At 47.7% G+C, this 17,657-nt stretch carries 13 protein-coding genes; 6 read left to right on the top strand and 7 right to left on the bottom strand.

The genetic code is table 11. From position 1 onward, the window contains the following. Nucleotides 1-15: 15 nt before the first annotated feature. On the bottom strand, nucleotides 16-2,397 hold the full coding sequence (locus tag ACN0R8_RS00605) for a DUF748 domain-containing protein (protein WP_417594046.1): 2,382 nt from the start codon (nucleotides 2,395-2,397) through the stop codon (nucleotides 16-18). 220 nt (nucleotides 2,398-2,617) lie between these two features. Here ACN0R8_RS00605 and ACN0R8_RS00600 point away from each other — a divergent pair, with 220 nt between their 5' ends. From ACN0R8_RS00600 to ACN0R8_RS00590, 3 genes are all read left to right on the top strand, one after another. Continuing rightward, nucleotides 2,618-3,910, top strand: coding sequence for a DUF945 family protein (locus tag ACN0R8_RS00600; protein WP_417594044.1), 1,293 nt, complete (start codon nucleotides 2,618-2,620; stop codon nucleotides 3,908-3,910). A 221-nt stretch (nucleotides 3,911-4,131) separates the two neighbouring features. Beyond that, a complete protein-coding gene (locus ACN0R8_RS00595) occupies nucleotides 4,132-4,548 on the top strand; it encodes a DUF2185 domain-containing protein (RefSeq protein WP_417594042.1) in 417 nt (138 codons plus the stop codon). Nucleotides 4,549-4,693: 145 nt separating this feature from the next. Further along, entirely contained in the window at nucleotides 4,694-5,812 is a 1,119-nt protein-coding gene (locus ACN0R8_RS00590) for a phosphoribosylaminoimidazolesuccinocarboxamide synthase (protein WP_417594040.1), read from the top strand. An 89-nt stretch (nucleotides 5,813-5,901) separates the two neighbouring features. Here the strand turns inward: ACN0R8_RS00590 and ACN0R8_RS00585 are convergent, their stop codons facing one another. Next, nucleotides 5,902-7,110, bottom strand: coding sequence for a hypothetical protein (locus ACN0R8_RS00585; protein ID WP_417594038.1), 1,209 nt, complete (start codon nucleotides 7,108-7,110; stop codon nucleotides 5,902-5,904). Between the two features lie 313 nt (nucleotides 7,111-7,423). Here ACN0R8_RS00585 and ACN0R8_RS00580 point away from each other — a divergent pair, with 313 nt between their 5' ends. Continuing rightward, the gene (locus ACN0R8_RS00580) at nucleotides 7,424-8,164 is read left to right on the top strand and encodes a sporulation protein (protein ID WP_417594036.1); all 741 of its coding nucleotides are present in this window, start codon (nucleotides 7,424-7,426) and stop codon (nucleotides 8,162-8,164) included. A 248-nt stretch (nucleotides 8,165-8,412) separates the two neighbouring features. Further along, entirely contained in the window at nucleotides 8,413-9,702 is a 1,290-nt protein-coding gene (locus tag ACN0R8_RS00575) for an HD-GYP domain-containing protein (RefSeq protein ID WP_417594034.1), read from the top strand. A gap of 70 nt (nucleotides 9,703-9,772) precedes the next feature. On the opposite strand, the gene ACN0R8_RS00570 is transcribed toward ACN0R8_RS00575, so the two are convergent. The 5 genes from ACN0R8_RS00570 to ACN0R8_RS00550 form a co-directional block, all read right to left on the bottom strand. After that, on the bottom strand, nucleotides 9,773-10,771 hold the full coding sequence (locus tag ACN0R8_RS00570; RefSeq protein WP_417594032.1) for a YbaY family lipoprotein: 999 nt from the start codon (nucleotides 10,769-10,771) through the stop codon (nucleotides 9,773-9,775). Between the two features lie 225 nt (nucleotides 10,772-10,996). Next, entirely contained in the window at nucleotides 10,997-13,426 is a 2,430-nt protein-coding gene (locus ACN0R8_RS00565) for a diguanylate cyclase (RefSeq protein WP_417594030.1), read from the bottom strand. Nucleotides 13,427-13,579: 153 nt separating this feature from the next. Next, entirely contained in the window at nucleotides 13,580-13,750 is a 171-nt protein-coding gene (locus ACN0R8_RS00560; RefSeq protein WP_417594028.1) for a hypothetical protein, read from the bottom strand. 28 nt (nucleotides 13,751-13,778) lie between these two features. After that, entirely contained in the window at nucleotides 13,779-15,134 is a 1,356-nt protein-coding gene (locus ACN0R8_RS00555) for a multicopper oxidase family protein (protein WP_417594026.1), read from the bottom strand. Between the two features lie 300 nt (nucleotides 15,135-15,434). Further along, nucleotides 15,435-16,076 carry a YitT family protein gene (locus tag ACN0R8_RS00550; protein WP_417594024.1) on the bottom strand — a complete coding sequence of 214 codons (642 nt, stop codon included), beginning with the start codon at nucleotides 16,074-16,076 and terminating at the stop codon, nucleotides 15,435-15,437. A gap of 454 nt (nucleotides 16,077-16,530) precedes the next feature. Here ACN0R8_RS00550 and hisC point away from each other — a divergent pair, with 454 nt between their 5' ends. Then, entirely contained in the window at nucleotides 16,531-17,592 is a 1,062-nt protein-coding gene (gene hisC, locus ACN0R8_RS00545; RefSeq protein ID WP_417594022.1) for a histidinol-phosphate transaminase, read from the top strand. Nucleotides 17,593-17,657 lie beyond the last annotated feature (65 nt).

Genomic DNA, 17,657 nt, shown 5'->3' with positions numbered 1-17,657 from the left:
CAGAGTTTCAACGGATCAGGGCGTTAACAAGATCGTAAATTGGCTTTGGCTGGATGACTCTTCAAGCTGTCGGGCCTTCTGCTGCTCCGGTGAGCACTGGCTCATACGACCTGACAATCCCTGAGCCGCAAACAGCTTACGCCATTCCGTTAACCGATTCTGATTCAAACTTTTAAATGCGGATGCCGCCAGGACGCTATCTCCCTGTTGCTCAAGCAAAGCCATGCGCTCTTCTTCTGAGGCAAAGTAGCAATAATTCAGCCTCAGATCCTTTTTATCCTGCAGAATCTGACTTATTTTCAGTGCATAGCCTTTCTGATTAGCCGTCAGTTCAGCCTGCAGCGGCTCCAGAACGACAGGCTCAAGAGGAATATCACCACTTTTCATCAGACTGGTGCCAACGTCTTTCAGCGTCAGCAGTGCGCCGTAGGGCTGTAGCGTATACTTAAGATAGGCAAAGGTTCCTTTCTGGCTGGCGGCCAGAAGCAGCTCTTTAACAATGGCAGAAGCTCCCACGTTCAGCTCTTCACCTTTTTTATCCAGCTTCAGCTCCAGCTCGATCCGGTCACTGGCATCCTCCAGCATTGAAAATGCTGTTTTTACCGGTAAGTTGAGATTAGCCAGACCGCCTTTCATCTCCATATCCAGCTTATTAAAACCAAAGCCCAGTTCACCTTTCAGGCTATCAGGGGTGATCTCAAACTGAATTTTATTATCCATGACCCCTTCATCAAATACGATCTCAGCGTAGTACTCACTGTAAGGACTGATATCCGGGAGGTTCAGACCGGACTGATCAATATTCAGGTTTACTTTAAGCGGTGCCGTTTGCAGGTCGCCATTCATCAGCCAGTGACTCTGGCCATTCAGCCATAGCTCCGCAGCCCAGGGAAACGGGGTTTTTGCCGGGTATCGGGGCTGATCCAGCTGTAACGAGGTGAGTTCAAGCTGAGTCAGAGGTGCATCCGTAAGATTCAGGTCACGAAAGTCAATTTTCTGGTTTAACAGTTGAATCGCTTGCCCTGTGTAGCGTACCTCATAGGCTGTCGGAGCCTGATCAGGCTGAGCCTCAGCGATAACACCTGAATCATCAGAGTGAGAGGGCTGACCAGCTTCAGGCGGCACTTTTGCAGAAGAGGCTTGTGTGGTGGACTCTTTTGCCTTCGCCAGTTCAAATTTAAGGTCGCCGTTGGCCAGTTCAAGAACACCGGTCTGAATCTCTGCTGACTCGGTATCAGCATGGATACTGAGCATCTTCAGGTCGATGCTTTGCAGCAGAAAGTCCAACCCCGGCTGGTTCACCGAAAGCGTTTCAAGCATCACCTGCTCTACCCCTACAACAGCCTTAGGGTCAGCATGCTGCAGATCGGCAATATCTACCTGAATATCAAGCCCATTCAGAGCAAAGTGCTTCAGTGCGTATTTATCAGAGGGTACATCTTCAGCTTCCGGCTCAGGTTGTGTTTCAGCAGCTTGAGGGGAAGCCTTGTTGGCTGCCTGCCAAATCAGATTATTCAGCTGAAGATCACCTGTCACCTGTGCTTTGAGAGATGATAAGGCGGCCTTCTCTGTTACACCGGCCTCATTTGGCATTTCCGATACAAGCTGACGAACAGAAATATCAAGTTCCGTATCAAGAGCAACCTGTAATGCTTCGGGTATCTGCGCCAGCCACTGCTGATCCGGTGCAAAATCCGTTATCTTCAGCATAAAGTCTGCGGAAGGCTCTGCAGATAAAGGCGATAATGTGCCGGTTATGTTGATTTCGCCCCCGGCAGTTACCAGCTCCATCTGTAGAGATGACAGTGTCTCCGGTTGATCTGTATAGAAAGGGTTGAAAAGAAGACGCTTCAGCTGCAGATCAGGCAGGCCGTTTTTTTCGCTGTTAACGTTCAGGTCACTGATTTCAAGGCTATTAAGATGCACCACAAACTCGGATGCAGAGGCCTCAGCAGGATCATTACCGGCCAGATCTTCGCTGTTATTCTCCGGGCCCTGCGCCTCAGAAGTAAACACCTGCTGCCATTGGCCGATACTCAAACCTGCAACCTGCCAGCCCGCTTCCGTTTCTGCCGGTAACTGCCGATAGCCTACCTGACCGCCCTCCAGCTTAACAAACAGCTGCAGGGGCTCTCCCGCCAGTACGCTATATCGGGTCTGGATTTCCAATGAGTCCAGGGTAAAAGCCGACGCGCCCTCCCCCACAGACAACTTCTCAACAATCAGAGAAAGTGGGAACCAGTCTATCTGGGTATGGCCCACCTGAATCTTATACGGTTCAGCAAAATGGTTGACCAGCCGGGTGTGCCAACCCTGACTCAGGGCGATCAGAATGAATAGAATAAAAACAGTTACAGCGATAATCAGGGTGCGTAACCCAGAGAGCAGAAATTTCATTTACTCACAAAACTCGTTGGAAATAGCAGTTGAAAAAATCAGGTAAACACTTTGAAATGTTAGACCATTGCGCCAGCTTGTCTTTACTGATCAGCATCGTAATACTAGCACTGACCGGAAAGCGTGGTATGACAACAAAAATTGTTGCCAATTAAAAGCCATCCTTGACTACTTTATCAGTAAAAATTAGCCCTACCTAAAAGAAACAGGATTATCTTGAATGAACAAAATTACAGCAGGGATTTTGATCGGTGCTGGAGCCGTTGGCGCGGCCACTGCGGCTTATATCCCGGTAAAAGTTGGGGACACGGTACAGCAACAGATTACGCTTGCTGTAGCCTCAGCCAATGCGCAACAAGGTTCCTCCGGCCTTGAGATTCAGGTTATGGATTACCAGAAAAATGCCTACGACAGCTCACTGATAACCCGCATCCTGCTTAACGAACCATCGGTTATTCAGGCTGACGGCACTGCTCCCTACGTTGATATCAGACATCAGATCAGTCACGGATTCACAGGGGCGGAGTTTATTTCCGAGGTCGTTGTCACCGAGGAGATGAAAGAAAGCCTGAAAGATTTTGACGACAAAGTACCTCTGCATTTTGATGGCGAGATCTCGGCTGACAAGTCCGTCCTGAACACTTACATTGAAGGCTTCACTCTGACACCGGACAACGGCGTCATCAAAATGAAGCCCGGAATTATTCGTCTGAACTATGATGCCGGTGATGCGACCTACGACCTTAACGGCATCTGGAATGGCCTTAAGCTAAATGCCGAAGGAAACCAGCTGACGGTTGGCGAAACCAGTATTAAAGGTTCCGGCCAACAGCAAACCGAATTTATCTGGTCCTATAGTAATGATATCAATGTCAGCCATCTGGGGTTGAGCAATGACCGGATCGAGATTCAGTCCGCCTCTTTAAACCTGAATGACAAGCTGAATATCCAGAAACAGCAAGCTGCGGATGAAACCATACATTATTCCGGTAACTGGTCGCTGGATAAGCTGCATATCGCCCAATTCGGCCAAACGCTGTACGACTTTGAGCCTAGCGGTTTCTCCTACACGCTGAGTGGCCCAACGGTAAAACAGACTGAAGCTCTGATGAAAGTTGCCCAGGAGATGGACAGCGAGCAGATGACGCCACAGGATGCACAGGAGATTCTGCCGATTTTCGCCGATGTGGTAAACGCTGCAACGTTTAGTTTGCACGATGTTAATGTGGTAACCACTGAAGGGCGTATCAATGGCGATATGAACCTCAGTTTGGACACCAGTCAGCAGGAGCTGATCAAGGCTCTGAGTTTTCCTCCGATTCTGGCGCAATATGTGAAACTGGAAAGTAACGCATCGGTGAACAAATCTCTGTTCAACTCTATGCCGGTCTTTTCTATGATGGCGATGCAATTGAATCAGATGGGAGCCTATCAGGAAGATGAAGAGGATATGCTGATTCACGCACAGATGGAAAATGGTCAACTGACGATCAATGATGTACTAATGCGCTGAGTCACTCTGACGGGAGGTCACCGGCAGTGGTCTACTTTCCGTCGGGCAATTCAAACCACCTGGCTTTACTTGAATGCCGCGGGGTCTTCTGACCTGCGGCATTTTGATTTCCGGGCCGCCGGAAATTCCGTTCTGCTTCCGTCTGTATTAGAATACCCGCCTTATTTGGATACAACACCTTTTACACCGCAACCTTTTCACCGAAATAAAGCGAGCAGCCTATGCGTACGCCTGATATCGACGCCCCTAAAACCCCTGAACTGGAAACCAATCAAACCAAAAACGGTTTTTTATGCCTGGTTTCCCGCATGGTTATCGAAGAACGTATGCCCATTCGCTTTATGTACAAAACCGTCCCTGACCACCTCAATGACACCGGGTGGCGTATGTACAGCGGGTATGAGTCTGAAGAATATCTGGCAGATGAGCTGAATAATATGATGACAGCGCCGGTTGAAGCCATGTGTAAAGCGGACCCGACCATCACGGATCTGATGGATTATAACGCCGGTACTGTCTGGGAGCGCCCACCGGGGGCTGCCGAAGATGGCTGGGAGCGGGTGTACGATTACATCATCCCATCACCCAGTGTTGATGTTGATATCACCAATGATCCGGATGCGTTTAAAAACCTGTAATTCTGGTTTCTATGTTGATTAACCTCTGATTAAAACCGCTTGCTACAGATCTGATTTAAAGCCTTTCAGCCGGGTCGGTATCCCCAGATATCGACTATGCTGAGAGGCTTCTTAATTTTGACCGTTTCTTACAGGAACTGATGCCATGAACCCTGCAAACCCTTCCATTGCCAATCAAGTATTAGCAGTAAACAACGATCTGCCAATCCGTACCCATCAGCCGGTTCATAGCGGCAAAGTCCGTTCTGTATACTGGCTAACGGAAGAGGACAGCCGCCGTCTGATTCAGGAAAAAGGCTATAACGTCCAGCCTGATGCTCCCCTGGCGATTATGGTGATCAGTGATCGTATCTCAGCATTCGACTGTATCTGGCACGGCGAAGGGGGCATGCAGGGTGTTCCCGGCAAAGGGGCCGCGCTGAATGCCATCTCAAATCACTGGTTTAAGTTATTCCGTGAAAACGGTCTGGCAGACAGTCATATTCTGGATATCCCGCACCCTTTTGTCTGGATCGTACAAAAAGCCAGACCCGTCATGATCGAAGCGATCTGCCGCCAATACATCACCGGCTCCATGTGGCGGGCATACAGTAAGGGCGAACGTAACTTCTGCGGTATAGAGCTGCCGGAAGGCTTACAGAAGGATCAAAAGCTGCCGGAGCTGCTGATCACCCCATCTACCAAGGGTGTGCTTAAAGGCATTCCGGGGGTTCCTGAGGCAGATGATGTAAATATTACCCGTGACAACATCATCGATAACTTTGCTGCCTTTAACTTCCAAGGCCAGGAAGATATTGCTCAGTATGAAAAGCTGCTGAAGGAGGGTTTTTCCGTAATCAGCGATGCACTGGCAGCGTTGGATCAGGTCTTTGTCGATACCAAGTTTGAATTTGGCTACGTCACAGATGCCGAGGGTAATGACAAACTGATCTACATGGATGAAGTGGGTACACCGGATTCTTCCCGCATCTGGGATGGCCCGGCTTATCGTGAAGGCCAGGTGGTCGAAAAATCCAAAGAGGGTTTTCGTCAGATGCTGCTGAACCACTTCCCGGAACCGGATATTCTGCTGAACAAAGACCGCATGAGTGAGCGTGAAGCATTGGCCCGTGACAATGCCCTGCCACTGGAAGCACTGATGAATGTATCCCGAACTTACATCGATATCGCAGAGAAAGTGACCGGAGAAAAACTACGGCTTTCCGATAACCCTAAGGGCGAAATCATCAGCATTCTGCGGGATCAATACGGACTGATCGACTGATCACCGGACAATCAGATATAGCTGTATCAACAAAAACACCGCTGAGGCTCTGCTGCCGCCAGCGGTGTTTTTCTCTGTACTGGGTCAGATTAAACCTTCAGATCAATCTGCTGAACTGAGGCGATACCTCCGGACTCCTTCAGGAGTACACCGGACTCCCTGACATAGCCCTGAGTTCTGTTGCCTGTTTCAGTTTTCAGAGCAAAAGGGGTCTGCTCCGACTTCAGGTAGATGGCACCAACATCCTTATCCAGCAGTGCGTATAACTCACTCTCGCCCTCACCTTTGGGCACCCATATTTTCAGCTGACTGAAGACGGCATCATTTTCATCAATAAAACCGTTACCATCATCGTCGTATTGCGCCAGCTCTTCAAAACCATCACCACTTTTGGCGCCAAATAACTCATTACCAGAATTGATAACACCATCATCATTGAGATCCAGCGCCAGATAGCCGGAACCGGCTAACAGCTCTGGCAGCGCTTCGTCTTCACCATCGGCATCCAGATCAAACTGGAAGTGCAACTTATCGCTCAGTCCAACACTGGGTCGGTCAAAATTAATGACCAGCGGATCTTTCAGATTTCCTTCTGAAAACTGAACAAAACTTTCAGACTGAAAGCTACGGCTCATATTGAGATCAAGGGACAGTTCAAGTTCACGGCCATCTTCCGTAATCACCTTGCCCTTTGCCTCCATATGCGTATGCTCTTCCTCATGGTAGAAGGTTGTCGCGCTATAGGTTATCTGCTGGCCATTACTTGGCGGAGGCTGATCACCGGCTGCCGCACGTTGATTAGCAGGCTTCATCGCATCCATCTGCTCTCCAAGCCCACGCAGCTTCTGTATATCCTTCAGATCTTCTTCTGACAAATGAGAGTCATCCAGCGAGATTCTGAGGCCAAACATCTGCTCCATTAGCTGAACAAAGGCCAACATACGAAGATCTGATATCGCGTCAGCATCCAGTGCCAACCCATTATCAAGAGGATCCGCTGACACACCGGACGTATCCGTTCCCAGACGGTCAGACGGCACCTGTTCCTGAGCATCAGTCTGGCGGCCCGGCACCGGAAAACGACCATAGGTATCATCTCCGTCAGCCCCCTGAGAAGCCGTGTTAGCCGATCCGTAGTAGCTCAGTGAAACCTGGGTAGCATCTGTTTTATTTTGGTACGTCAGAACCTGATCTTTGCCGTCTGTACGCTTCACAATCTGCAGAGACTCTTCCTTTGTCAGTCGCTGAATAGCCTCATGACTGGATCGCAGATTAAACTGTCCTTGTTGAATCTTCATAAAACACCTCAAGTCCGGCTAATTACCGGAAGCTGGTTATTTACAAACAGGTCGATACATAAATCGGGTTATACATCCATACCTTCATCGGCAGATATGAACTTTAGGTAAATGAAATATTCTCATCCAAAAATCATAAAATCTTCCTTGAATCGCTAAAGGCTTCCCGATACGCCTCTCTGGTGCTCTGCAATTTCTGACTTAAAATTTGGCATCAGGCTGGCATTGAAAAAACCTTCTCTGCATCCCATCTCTTAGAGTAATACCCATAAAAAACACATACGCCATTCTATTTTCAGAAAAAGGGTCTCCAATGTTTAAGAAAATTCTTGCCAGTATCGGTATCGGTGGCACCAAAGTTGACACTTTGCTGCATACAGAGCTGCTTTGCCCTGGTGAAAACTTCAAGGCAACCATCGTGGTTAAAGGTGGAGAAACAGAACAGGAGATATCCGGGCTGGATCTGGCTCTGGTCACCCGCGTCAAAGTTGAACGTGATGATACTGAGATGGTCGTCAATAAAACGCTGACCCACTGGCATGTTGCAGATCGCTTCTCCATTGGCCCTGGAGAAACCCGGGAGATTCCTTTCCAGGCGCAGCTACCCTATGAAACGCCCATCACAAACAATGGTGCCCGACATAATCAGAGTAAAGTTTGGCTGGCAACAGGCTTGAATATCGATATGGCACTGGATGCCAGTGATAAGGACCCCATTGAAGTTATTGCAACCTCAACCCAAAACAAAGTTCTTCAGGCTATGGATAGCTGCGGCTACAACCTGGTGAAAGCCGATGTGGAAAAGGGTGTTATTCGTGGCCAGAACTTCCAGTCCTCGCTGGGCTGCTATCAGGAACTGGAATATCGCCCTAATAAATTCGCACTATTCGGCCTGAATGAAGTGGAGATCTCTTTTGTCAGCACAGCCGATCAGACTCATATTCTCTTTGAGCTGGACCGCAATTTTGGTGGTGATACTTACCGGTCCTTCTCATTTGCCAACGATGTCTCACAGGATGAAGTGACTCAACTGATTAAAAACCTACTGGGCTAACCAATAGCAAAACACCAGGAGCCGAATATTAATTCGGCTTCCTGAATGTTCCGCATGCATTACTGAACAGTAATCTTACCAATTCAAACATTATTTTTTTATCACTTTCACCCCATTGGGCAATCCTCTAAGATAGGCCGAAATACAATGCAAAAAAGTGCCTGAAACACAGAGTGCTTTTACTTTTTAGAGCAATGGCCTGAAAGATGGATCAGCCTGCCAGCGCTTTCTGCTTTCAGGATTATTAAATGCGACAAAATATCCCTGTTCAACAGTTAACTCCTGGCATGAAAATCATTGCACTGGACATTGGCTGGGATAAAAGTCCTAAGTGGACTCAATCTTTTGTTTTAAACACCAGTGAAGACCTGGCGCTATTGCTTCAGCACTGCAATATTGTAACGATTGAAACAGACTCACCCGAAGAAGAAAAACCACCTGTTTCTGAATCTCAGAAACATCCCCGGCCGGTATCTACTGATCAGAAGCAGGCTCCGGCCACAGAGGCCTCAAACTCAGCGGCCCACAAACAAGCAGAAAACAAGAGCTCTACAGCCCCCTCCCAGGCAAAGGCAGATCTCAGCAGCAGAGTTTCCAAGAAGTTTGTTATCGATAGCTTTCACAGCTGTCTGGATATTTTAAGTACTAATTTCGAAAGGGCCCGAAGTGGGCTGAGCCTGGATGCCAGCGCGCTTGAGGTGTCGTCTAAAAAACTTCTGGTTTCTACATTGGCACGCCCCGGCACACTAACGCTGCTAAGCCAACTGGAAGAAAAAGACAGCTCTTTGGAACGTAAATCCCTTGATGTGGCGGTTCTTAGCCTCAGCTTCGGCCGAAGCCTTGGTATGTCAAAGGCTCAACTTCACAGACTCTGCATGAGCGCTCTATTGCACGATATCGGTATGATCAGGATTCCTGAAGAGCTACTGAAGCAAAAAGAGGTTTTGAGTATCGGCCAGCGAATCAGTATCCAAAAGCATGTTGATCATAGCTGTGACATTTTGCATCAGTCACAGGCCCTACGACCCTTAAACAGCATCGTCGCCTATCACCATGAACGCTTTGACGGAACGGGATACCCTGCAGGTATATCTGGTCGAAGAATTCCGCTTGAAGCACGGATTCTTGCGATTATCACAACGTTTGAAGCGATGACCCGTAACCGGCACTTCAGCAATAAAGGAACACCAACACAGGCTCTGCGCAATCTCTACCGTCTGCGTAATCATAACTTTGATGGCAAGTTGGTTGAGCGATTTATTCAGTCTGTTGGCATCTACCCTATAGGCACACTGGTTGAACTCAACCGGCAACAGATCGGCATGGTGACCGATATTACCCGGTCAGCCCGGTCAAGGCCGAAGGTTCGCTGTTTGTTTGATCATAACGGGAAACCACTACCTAAGCACCAAGAGCTGGATCTTGCTGATGATGGTTTAAGGAAAGTAAATATCACCCGCACCGTAGAACCGGAAGAGATACCAGACTTATCACTACAAATGCTGGCCATGGAGCTGGGCCTTAATCGGGCAGCCTGATACTGAACGCCAACGTAGGCTAGACCTGTGCCGGGGCAAGAGGGTTCATTCTCCCGGTAACAGTTAGGAACTAAGGCTGCAGAAATTCTCCGCAGCCTTGATAGCGCCGGCCGTTCCACCAGACACTCACACTTTGCGGCCATATTTTGTCTGCCATGGAATCCTGACAAGCACTGCTGCGCACTGTCGCAGAAACTCTGTCAGCGCCACTCATGGCCCGATATGTAACACTACCCGGCTTGTAGATGACCTTTGGTTCCGGCAGCTGTACTCGCTTCTGTCCGTATTCTGTAATCAGGTTGAGATTGTGCTGAGAAACCACCTCTAACAACCAAGGTGGCTCTTGGCCCACTGCCCGAAAATCCACCGGACGTCTCTCATGGGGGTCACGGGCATCACGGGCAGTGTTATGCACGCACTGGCTGTATAATGTGCTCTTATGTGACAACATTGCCCGCTCACCCTTCATCCAGAACAGGGTATCACCCTCCTCATAGCGAACCCCTGAGGCTGAGCGAACCTGTGAGAGCACCAGAACCCCATCAGGAAGATACAGGGCAATTTCACCGATTCCCGTCCGAGTGCCAAAAGCAAAGTCTCCACACTGAAAAACCCGACTCACCGCAGCGGTCATAGGCTTCATATGGGATTGCTGGGTTACCGGAACACGAATCAGCGGCAGGTTGATCTCCCGATTGGGCCCTAAAGGCTCCAAAGCAACAGGAGTCTTGCTGGCAAATAAAAGGCGCTCGTCTCCGGAGAAAATCTGACCTTTAATCGCATAACGGAAACCGCTACGAATATCTTCCGGTTTAAATTTCAGATGATAGGTAAAAGGCACCTGACCTAAAGGATGAAAAATCTGTTCAGCAATCTCGACCGGAGGCTCTGCCTTCTCTCCTTCCCGGATCAATACAACGCGGACAAAGGCACCGGGTAAAAGTGCGATTCTCTCACGGTAGGACACCTGCCCGGAAACAACACCCGCCGGAAGCGTCTCCTGCATAGATTTTTGCACAGGTTCCTGCTCTGTATCCGGCACACTCTCAGAGGTCAGGCTATCGGGCAAAGGCTGTTCAGGGGTAGCTGATCCAGTTTCAGGAGGCTGTGGTGACGTAACGCTACACCCGCTAACCAGAAGAAAAACAAGCCATAAACCCAGCCATCTCAGCCCCGCAGGCAATCCATTTAAAACCACACCTCACTCCAATTTTTACAGATAAACTCTTACAAAAAAACAGGCTGCCAGAGGCTGGTTCACCTGCCAAACTGACGCCGGGTATTGATAAAATATTCAGAAACTACAAACCTGGTCACGCCCCTTGGACTTGGCATTATAAAGCTGTTCATCAGCATGTTTCACCAACTGCGCAAAGCAATCTTTCAGATCAAAGGTCTGGTTTAGGCAGAGACTCTCACCCAGAGTTGCTACTCCCGCAGAAAGCGTTATTTTAAGGCGTTCATCACCATATTCCATTTCAAATGCCCGAACGGAACTCACAATACGCTCGGCAAGCACGATAGCATCTTCTTTATTCGTTTGCGGCGCCAGAACAATAAACTCTTCACCACCAAAACGTCCCACCAGATCTGTTGCCCGAACTTCTGACTCAAATAATTGAGCAACATGCTTGAGCACAAGATCCCCCACATCATGACCATAAATGTCATTGAAGCGTTTAAAGTAATCAATATCCATCATGATGACGGAGAACGGCTCTTCTGTTCTCAGATAACGGGCAATTTCCGGCTCAGCACGATAATTGATACTTCGCCGGTTAAACAAACCTGTCAGGCTATCGTGCATGGCCGCTTTTTCCAACTGAGCCAAAACCTGATTACGCTCAGTGACATCAAAGATAATTGAGTGATAGTAGTGTTTACCATCAAACTCCACATCACTGGTGTATACTTCAACATCACGTATTTCACCATTCGCCAGGCGATGCTTGTAGCTACCATAATCACAGTTTTCAGTCTGTGTCCGATAAAACTCAGCCCTCAACGCCTCCAGTGACAAAGTATTGATCTCCTCAATCCCCATACTGGTCAGCTGCTTATGGCTGTATCCGTAGTACCTTTGAGCCGCTTCATTGGCATCAATAATTTGCCCTTGCTCAGGATTCACAAGCAGCTTGACGGCTCGACTACGTTCAAAAATTTGTCGATAGAGCTGTTCTTTTGCTTCTATCGCTTTTTGTAGTTCAATCTGGTGTGAGATATCCTGAAGGGTACCCAAGATGCGATCCACAGCACCGGCATCGTTGAAAATAACTTCCATATGGTTACGGACATAGATCAGATGACCATTCTTGCTTTCAACTCTATGGGTCAGATCGCCGGAGATCCCTTTTTTCGCGCTTAGAAACGTTTGCCTGACCTCTTCCTGGTCTTCCTCATAAACACAGGAGAGAAACTGCTCAAGGCTTATATCTGTACCCTGAGGCAACCCTACAATTCGGTAAACCTCATCAGAAAATACCAGCTGATTTGCTTCGACCTGCAGCTGCCAATACCCCAGATGGGCAATTTTCTGCGCCTGGTTCAGCTGGTCTGTACTCTCCTGCAGTGCCAGTGTTTTCTGTTCAACCTGTATGCTGAGGTGACGTATGTAAAAACGAACCAGCAAAATCATCATGGACAAAACAAACAAAAAGCCGACAACGCCCAGCACCAAATAACGCTTCTGAGTACTTTGCAGGTGTTGATACTTTTCTGTCTGGTCAAACCAGAATGCAATATACCCAATGCGATTCTGGGGGTCTTTGTTCGATAAGCTCTTTTTATAATCAAACAAAGGGATCAGTGAGAAGCCATAATAGCGCTCACCAAGCGGATACAATCCCACGCGGTGATGGTTCTCGTTATCCTCTGCCTGCAGATCCATCATTCTGCGCAGCTCACCTTTTCGGGACTCCGCTTCCAAGTAACAGCCACAGGAGTGAATTACGTCACCAAAACGCTCCTCGATATATTCAGGCCACATCGTCGCGGTAATATGATCGCGACGCAATAAAATACCAGCTCCAACATTCTGCGTTTCATCAAATATTTTCAACACGGTATTGAAAGAGGTCCCTACCTCCAGAGCGCCCACATGCACCTGCTGCTGAGTTTCACTATCTTCTGAAAACACAGGCACAACGCCACGCAAACCGGAGTAAACACGGCCAGTTTCAAAACCAAGAACAGGCTCCAGCGAAGCATTCACGTCTACAACGGTATGTCGGATATTATCCATCCGGTCGCCATATTTCTCCGGCCGATGAACACGTAAAAAACTCAGAGAACCGGGGGCCAGATGAAAATGAAGCTGACGGGCATCAAATCGTTGCTGAATTTTTTTCCAGCTAGGGGCAACAGCATCGTAAAGGGCATGACGATAAAACGCAGCAGACTCCGCACCGGCACCGCCGCCTTCAGCCTGAACAGCTAACATCCCTTTATAAAACAATTGCTGAACATCATGATTGTTACTGACAAACGTCGCAATCATTTCCATATTTTTATATGTACGTTCTAACAGGCTATTAAAACTTTTTTCCAGAACCTCAGAGTCCCGCTCTAAAGAGAGATAGAAAGTCTCTTCAGTGGCCTTAATACTATAATAAACACCTATAATAGCAACAAAAGCTAATAAAACAGAAGCTAATATAAGTATTCTATATTGATTCAGAACAGAACGAAGAACAGGTACGATAGGCTGAGAGACCGGGACAGACATCTATACATTCCAATATTCGATTATAGCGATGCCCGGAGAAACTTGAAGGGCATTAATGATATGCGTACAGCAGTAGTAACCCGCTACATGCTATACCAGAGCTGATAGCAATCATATTCAACGATGTTGACATCAGTAGTTTTTACAGTGGAACTATAGCTGATTTCGGCCCAAACCATAACCGATCACCATGGCCACCGTTCCCCCAATGGCCAGATAACCATTATTGACACCAATAATCTCAGCCCAATTAACTAAAGCGGTCGAAACCAACAAAAGGCCTCCGCCATTCATAAAAACGCGCCCAAGGGCAACACGATCCATTATTGATTTACCTTATAAAAACAAAATATTAACTCACTCTGACATAACCCATCAGGCCGGTTTTCATATGCTCAATAACATGACAATGATACATCCAGCTGCCAGGGTTATCGGCAACAAATGCCGCCTTAGCCCGACCATTTTTACCGAGTAATACCGTATCTGTATAGAAAGGTGTCACAGCCTTGCCATCCATTTCGAAAACCAGAAAAGTATGGCCATGAAGATGAATAGGGTGATGATATTGGGTGTTATTTTTCAGATCAAAAATATAGCTTTTACCTAGCTTCAGATCTGCCACTGGCTCAGGAATACTACCCGGCCCCATACCCTGCCAGGGCCTACGGTTAATCAACCAGAATGTATCGTGGGTTTTACCATCTTTGCCAACAGGGCTTATTGCTCCTTCCCACTCAAAAGCAAAAGGAATTGTCTCAGCGGCCTGCAGATCCGGCACAGGAACCGGATTCATCGCCAGCCGTGGGATTGATCGGGTCTTTAATAAAGGTGCAGAAGACGCTATAAAGCTTACCAAAGGAAAGCCAAATTTACCCCGCAGATACTCCAAAACAACGCCACCACTATCGGGTGTGGTTTCTGGCATTATAAATCCCAGGTCCAGACGCATGCCGGGGCCGATTTTATGCTGCTCAAAAATAAAAGGCACTGATACCGGATTTCCATCAATAGCGATAACCTGGGCTGACACCCCCTTCAAGCGCAGGTTATACGTCATAGTATTATCGACATTAGCTAACCGCAGCCGAACCCGGCTTCCTGCCCGATAACTCAGTGTCGGGTTGTTGATGCCATTAGCCGTTCCCCATTCTCCGGGGGTTCCCATTCGGGCGGCGTAACGAGGTCGGGTGAGAGCTTTCCATTGGCCCTGTTTATCCAAGTGCCAGTGTTTAAGAATCAATACCTCATCAATGTCAAAGTCTGGTTTTATCGCCTCTTCAACAATCAGGGCACCAACAAGCCCCTTACCTAATTGCACGACACTATTCATGTGCGGATGATACCAGAATGTTCCGGCATCCGGCGGTGTAAACTCATAAACAAAGGTTTCACCCGGCATAATCGGCTTCTGGCTCAGAAAAGGCACGCCATCCATTGCAATCGGGATACGAAGGCCGTGCCAATGAATTGTCGTCGGCTCATCCAGTTTATTGGTAAATTCGATACGAACCGGCTGTCCCTGCTTTGCCCGGATAACCGGTGCCGGAATATCACCATTAAACGCCAGAACGCTACTCTGGAAGCCCGGAACCAATTCAGTCTCAGCGGGCTCAGCTGTCAGCCGGTAGTGATACATGATACCGGAATCAACCTGAGCCAAACTCCAGCGCGGCATCGCCGCTGCCGCCACCCCAAAAGTACTCATTCGCAGAAAACTCCTGCGACTTAACAAGCTGACTGACGCCTCAGACTGGTTTTGTTGAGTGGTTGCTACAACATGCTTATGGCTATTCAATGGCGACCCTTTTTCTCTGAAAAATACTGCTGGCTTAACATGATGTTTAGGGCTGGTTCACCCCAAATGCCTGCATATTATAACGCTATCACATCATATCGGCACTAAATTCTACAGCGCCCAAGCAGAGCCAGCACATTAAATACCGCACAAAAAAAACGGCAGAATCATCTGCCGTTTTTGGAAGCCTATCAAAATAGAGTCGAAAAATTAAGCTTTAGCAGTCCTCTGCTGAAGCGACACCTTGACCTCAGGTGCCAGCTGTTCAGGTGGGACAAAAGCAGGTTTGCGATAACGCCCCATTACAGAGCCGACAGCGATGAAGGCAGCAATAGAATACACAACTGTTAAGGTGTCAAAGAAGACAAGACCAAACATCAGAATACTCATATCTGTTGCCAATGTAGTTCGTGCTGCATTAATGGATAAACGACGCTCAAGAAATACAGCAAGAATCGTAATTCCACCCAATGAAGCCTGCGCCCGGATCAGGAAGGTAAGCCCTAAGCCAATCAGAAGACCACCCAAAACAGACGCAATCAGAGGGTGTGCCAGTTCAAGACTGACATACTGTGAGATAAGATCTGAAAATACAGACAATAAAGACACGGCACCGAATGTCCGCAGTGTAAAACCAATCCCCAAATAGCGGAGAGCGATCAGATAAAAGGGCAGATTAACCAGGAAGAAAACCTGACCGAAGGTCATATCAGGTAAAAATTGAAGCGCAATTAATGTTAAACCGGCTGTACCACCAACCAAAAGTTCCGATGCATTTATCAGCTGCACACCAAGTGCAACCAGCAAGCAGGCCTCGACAATAGCCAACCACTGAGTAGCATAAACTTTCATTAGATTCTCCAAAACAAGATGCATCACGAAAGGAATCCGCACAAAGACAATACATGCCCGCGGACAACCAACGCAGAAGCCATCGTCACCCTGACATTTATTGTTGTTGGAGAAATGGGTTTTGACGTGGACAAAAGAAAAACTGAGATGTTATAGGCTAAAGATTATACCTGTCGGCCCTAAAAAAGGGACTTTTCAGCACCAGTCAGGTGTAAAGTCTCAATCAGGGTGCGTAACATTTTATTTACAGCACAAGAATAGAGATGCCGGATGCCTGAAAAAAGCAACCATGACAGGTGAGAATTATCATAGGCAATGCTAGTCTTACACTGGTCTTTATTGCGATGCGTCAGACTTGTTCCGCTTTGTTTTACAGTTTATTAGATTGCCAGCCAATCACGCATTTAGCGATGTACTGCAAAATACCCCCTACAGAAAACAGAAGAGTTAACACATGAGTAAATTCTGGAGTGACGCGCTAAACTCCCTTCAACCCTATGTCCCGGGTGAGCAGCCTAAAACCAGTAATATCATCAAGTTGAATACCAATGAAAATCCATACCCGCCATCACCTAAAGTAACTGAGGCTCTTGACCATTTCCCAGTAGAAAAGCTCCGCCTCTACCCGGACCCTGATGGCTCAGTCCTTAAAGAAGCTCTAAGTAATTACTTTGAACTTCCTATAGATCATGTCTTTGTCGGAAATGGTTCTGATGAAGTTCTGGCACATGCATTTATGGCATTTTTCCGCCAGAAAAAGCCGCTTTTAATGCCGACAATGACATACAGTTTCTACGATGTTTACTGCAACCTCTACAACATTGAGGCTGAGCACATTCCATTGGCAGATGATTTCTGTATCGACCTTAGTCAGTACCATCAGGATAATGGAGGCATTATCTTTGCCAACCCAAATGCCCCTACCGGCATTGCGGTAAGCCTTGGTGAGATTGAAGAGTTACTACAAAGAAATACAAATACACTGGTTCTCGTTGACGAGGCTTATGTGGATTTCGGCGCAGAAAGTGCTTGCTCATTGATAGCCAAATACCCCAACCTTCTGGTGGTACAAACGCTTTCAAAATCGCGCAGCCTTGCAGGCATGCGTGTAGGTTTTGCTCTAGGTCATCCGGACTTAATAGCAGGACTGGAGCGGGTCAAAAACTCCTTCAACTCTTATCCGCTGGATATGTTGGCACTGGCATCCGCTACAGCGGCAATTGAAGATACAGACTACTTTGCCCAAACCGTACAACAGATCATAAAAGACAGAAACTGGACCACGGAACAGCTAAAATCTCTCGGTTTCGAAGTGCTACCATCGAGTACTAATTTTGTTTTTGCCCGCCACAAAAGTGCTGCCGGGGACGATCTGATGACCTACCTGCGTAATCAAAATATTCTAGTACGCCATTTTACTAAACCGGGCCTTGAAAGTTACTTACGTATCAGCATAGGTACCCGTGAAGAGATGCAAACACTGATCACAGCTCTGGAAGGGTATACTCATATTTAGGGTGAGTGATCACAAAAGATAAGACAGCAGCCGAGTCATCGGCTGCTGTCGGCAAGGAGAAAATA

This window comes from Oceanospirillum sp. (genome assembly GCF_048265165.1).
Classification (GTDB): Bacteria; Pseudomonadota; Gammaproteobacteria; order Pseudomonadales; family Halomonadaceae; genus Oceanospirillum.
The sequence above is the reverse complement of the archived record's forward strand: the minus strand, read 5'-3'. Positions and strand labels throughout refer to the sequence as shown.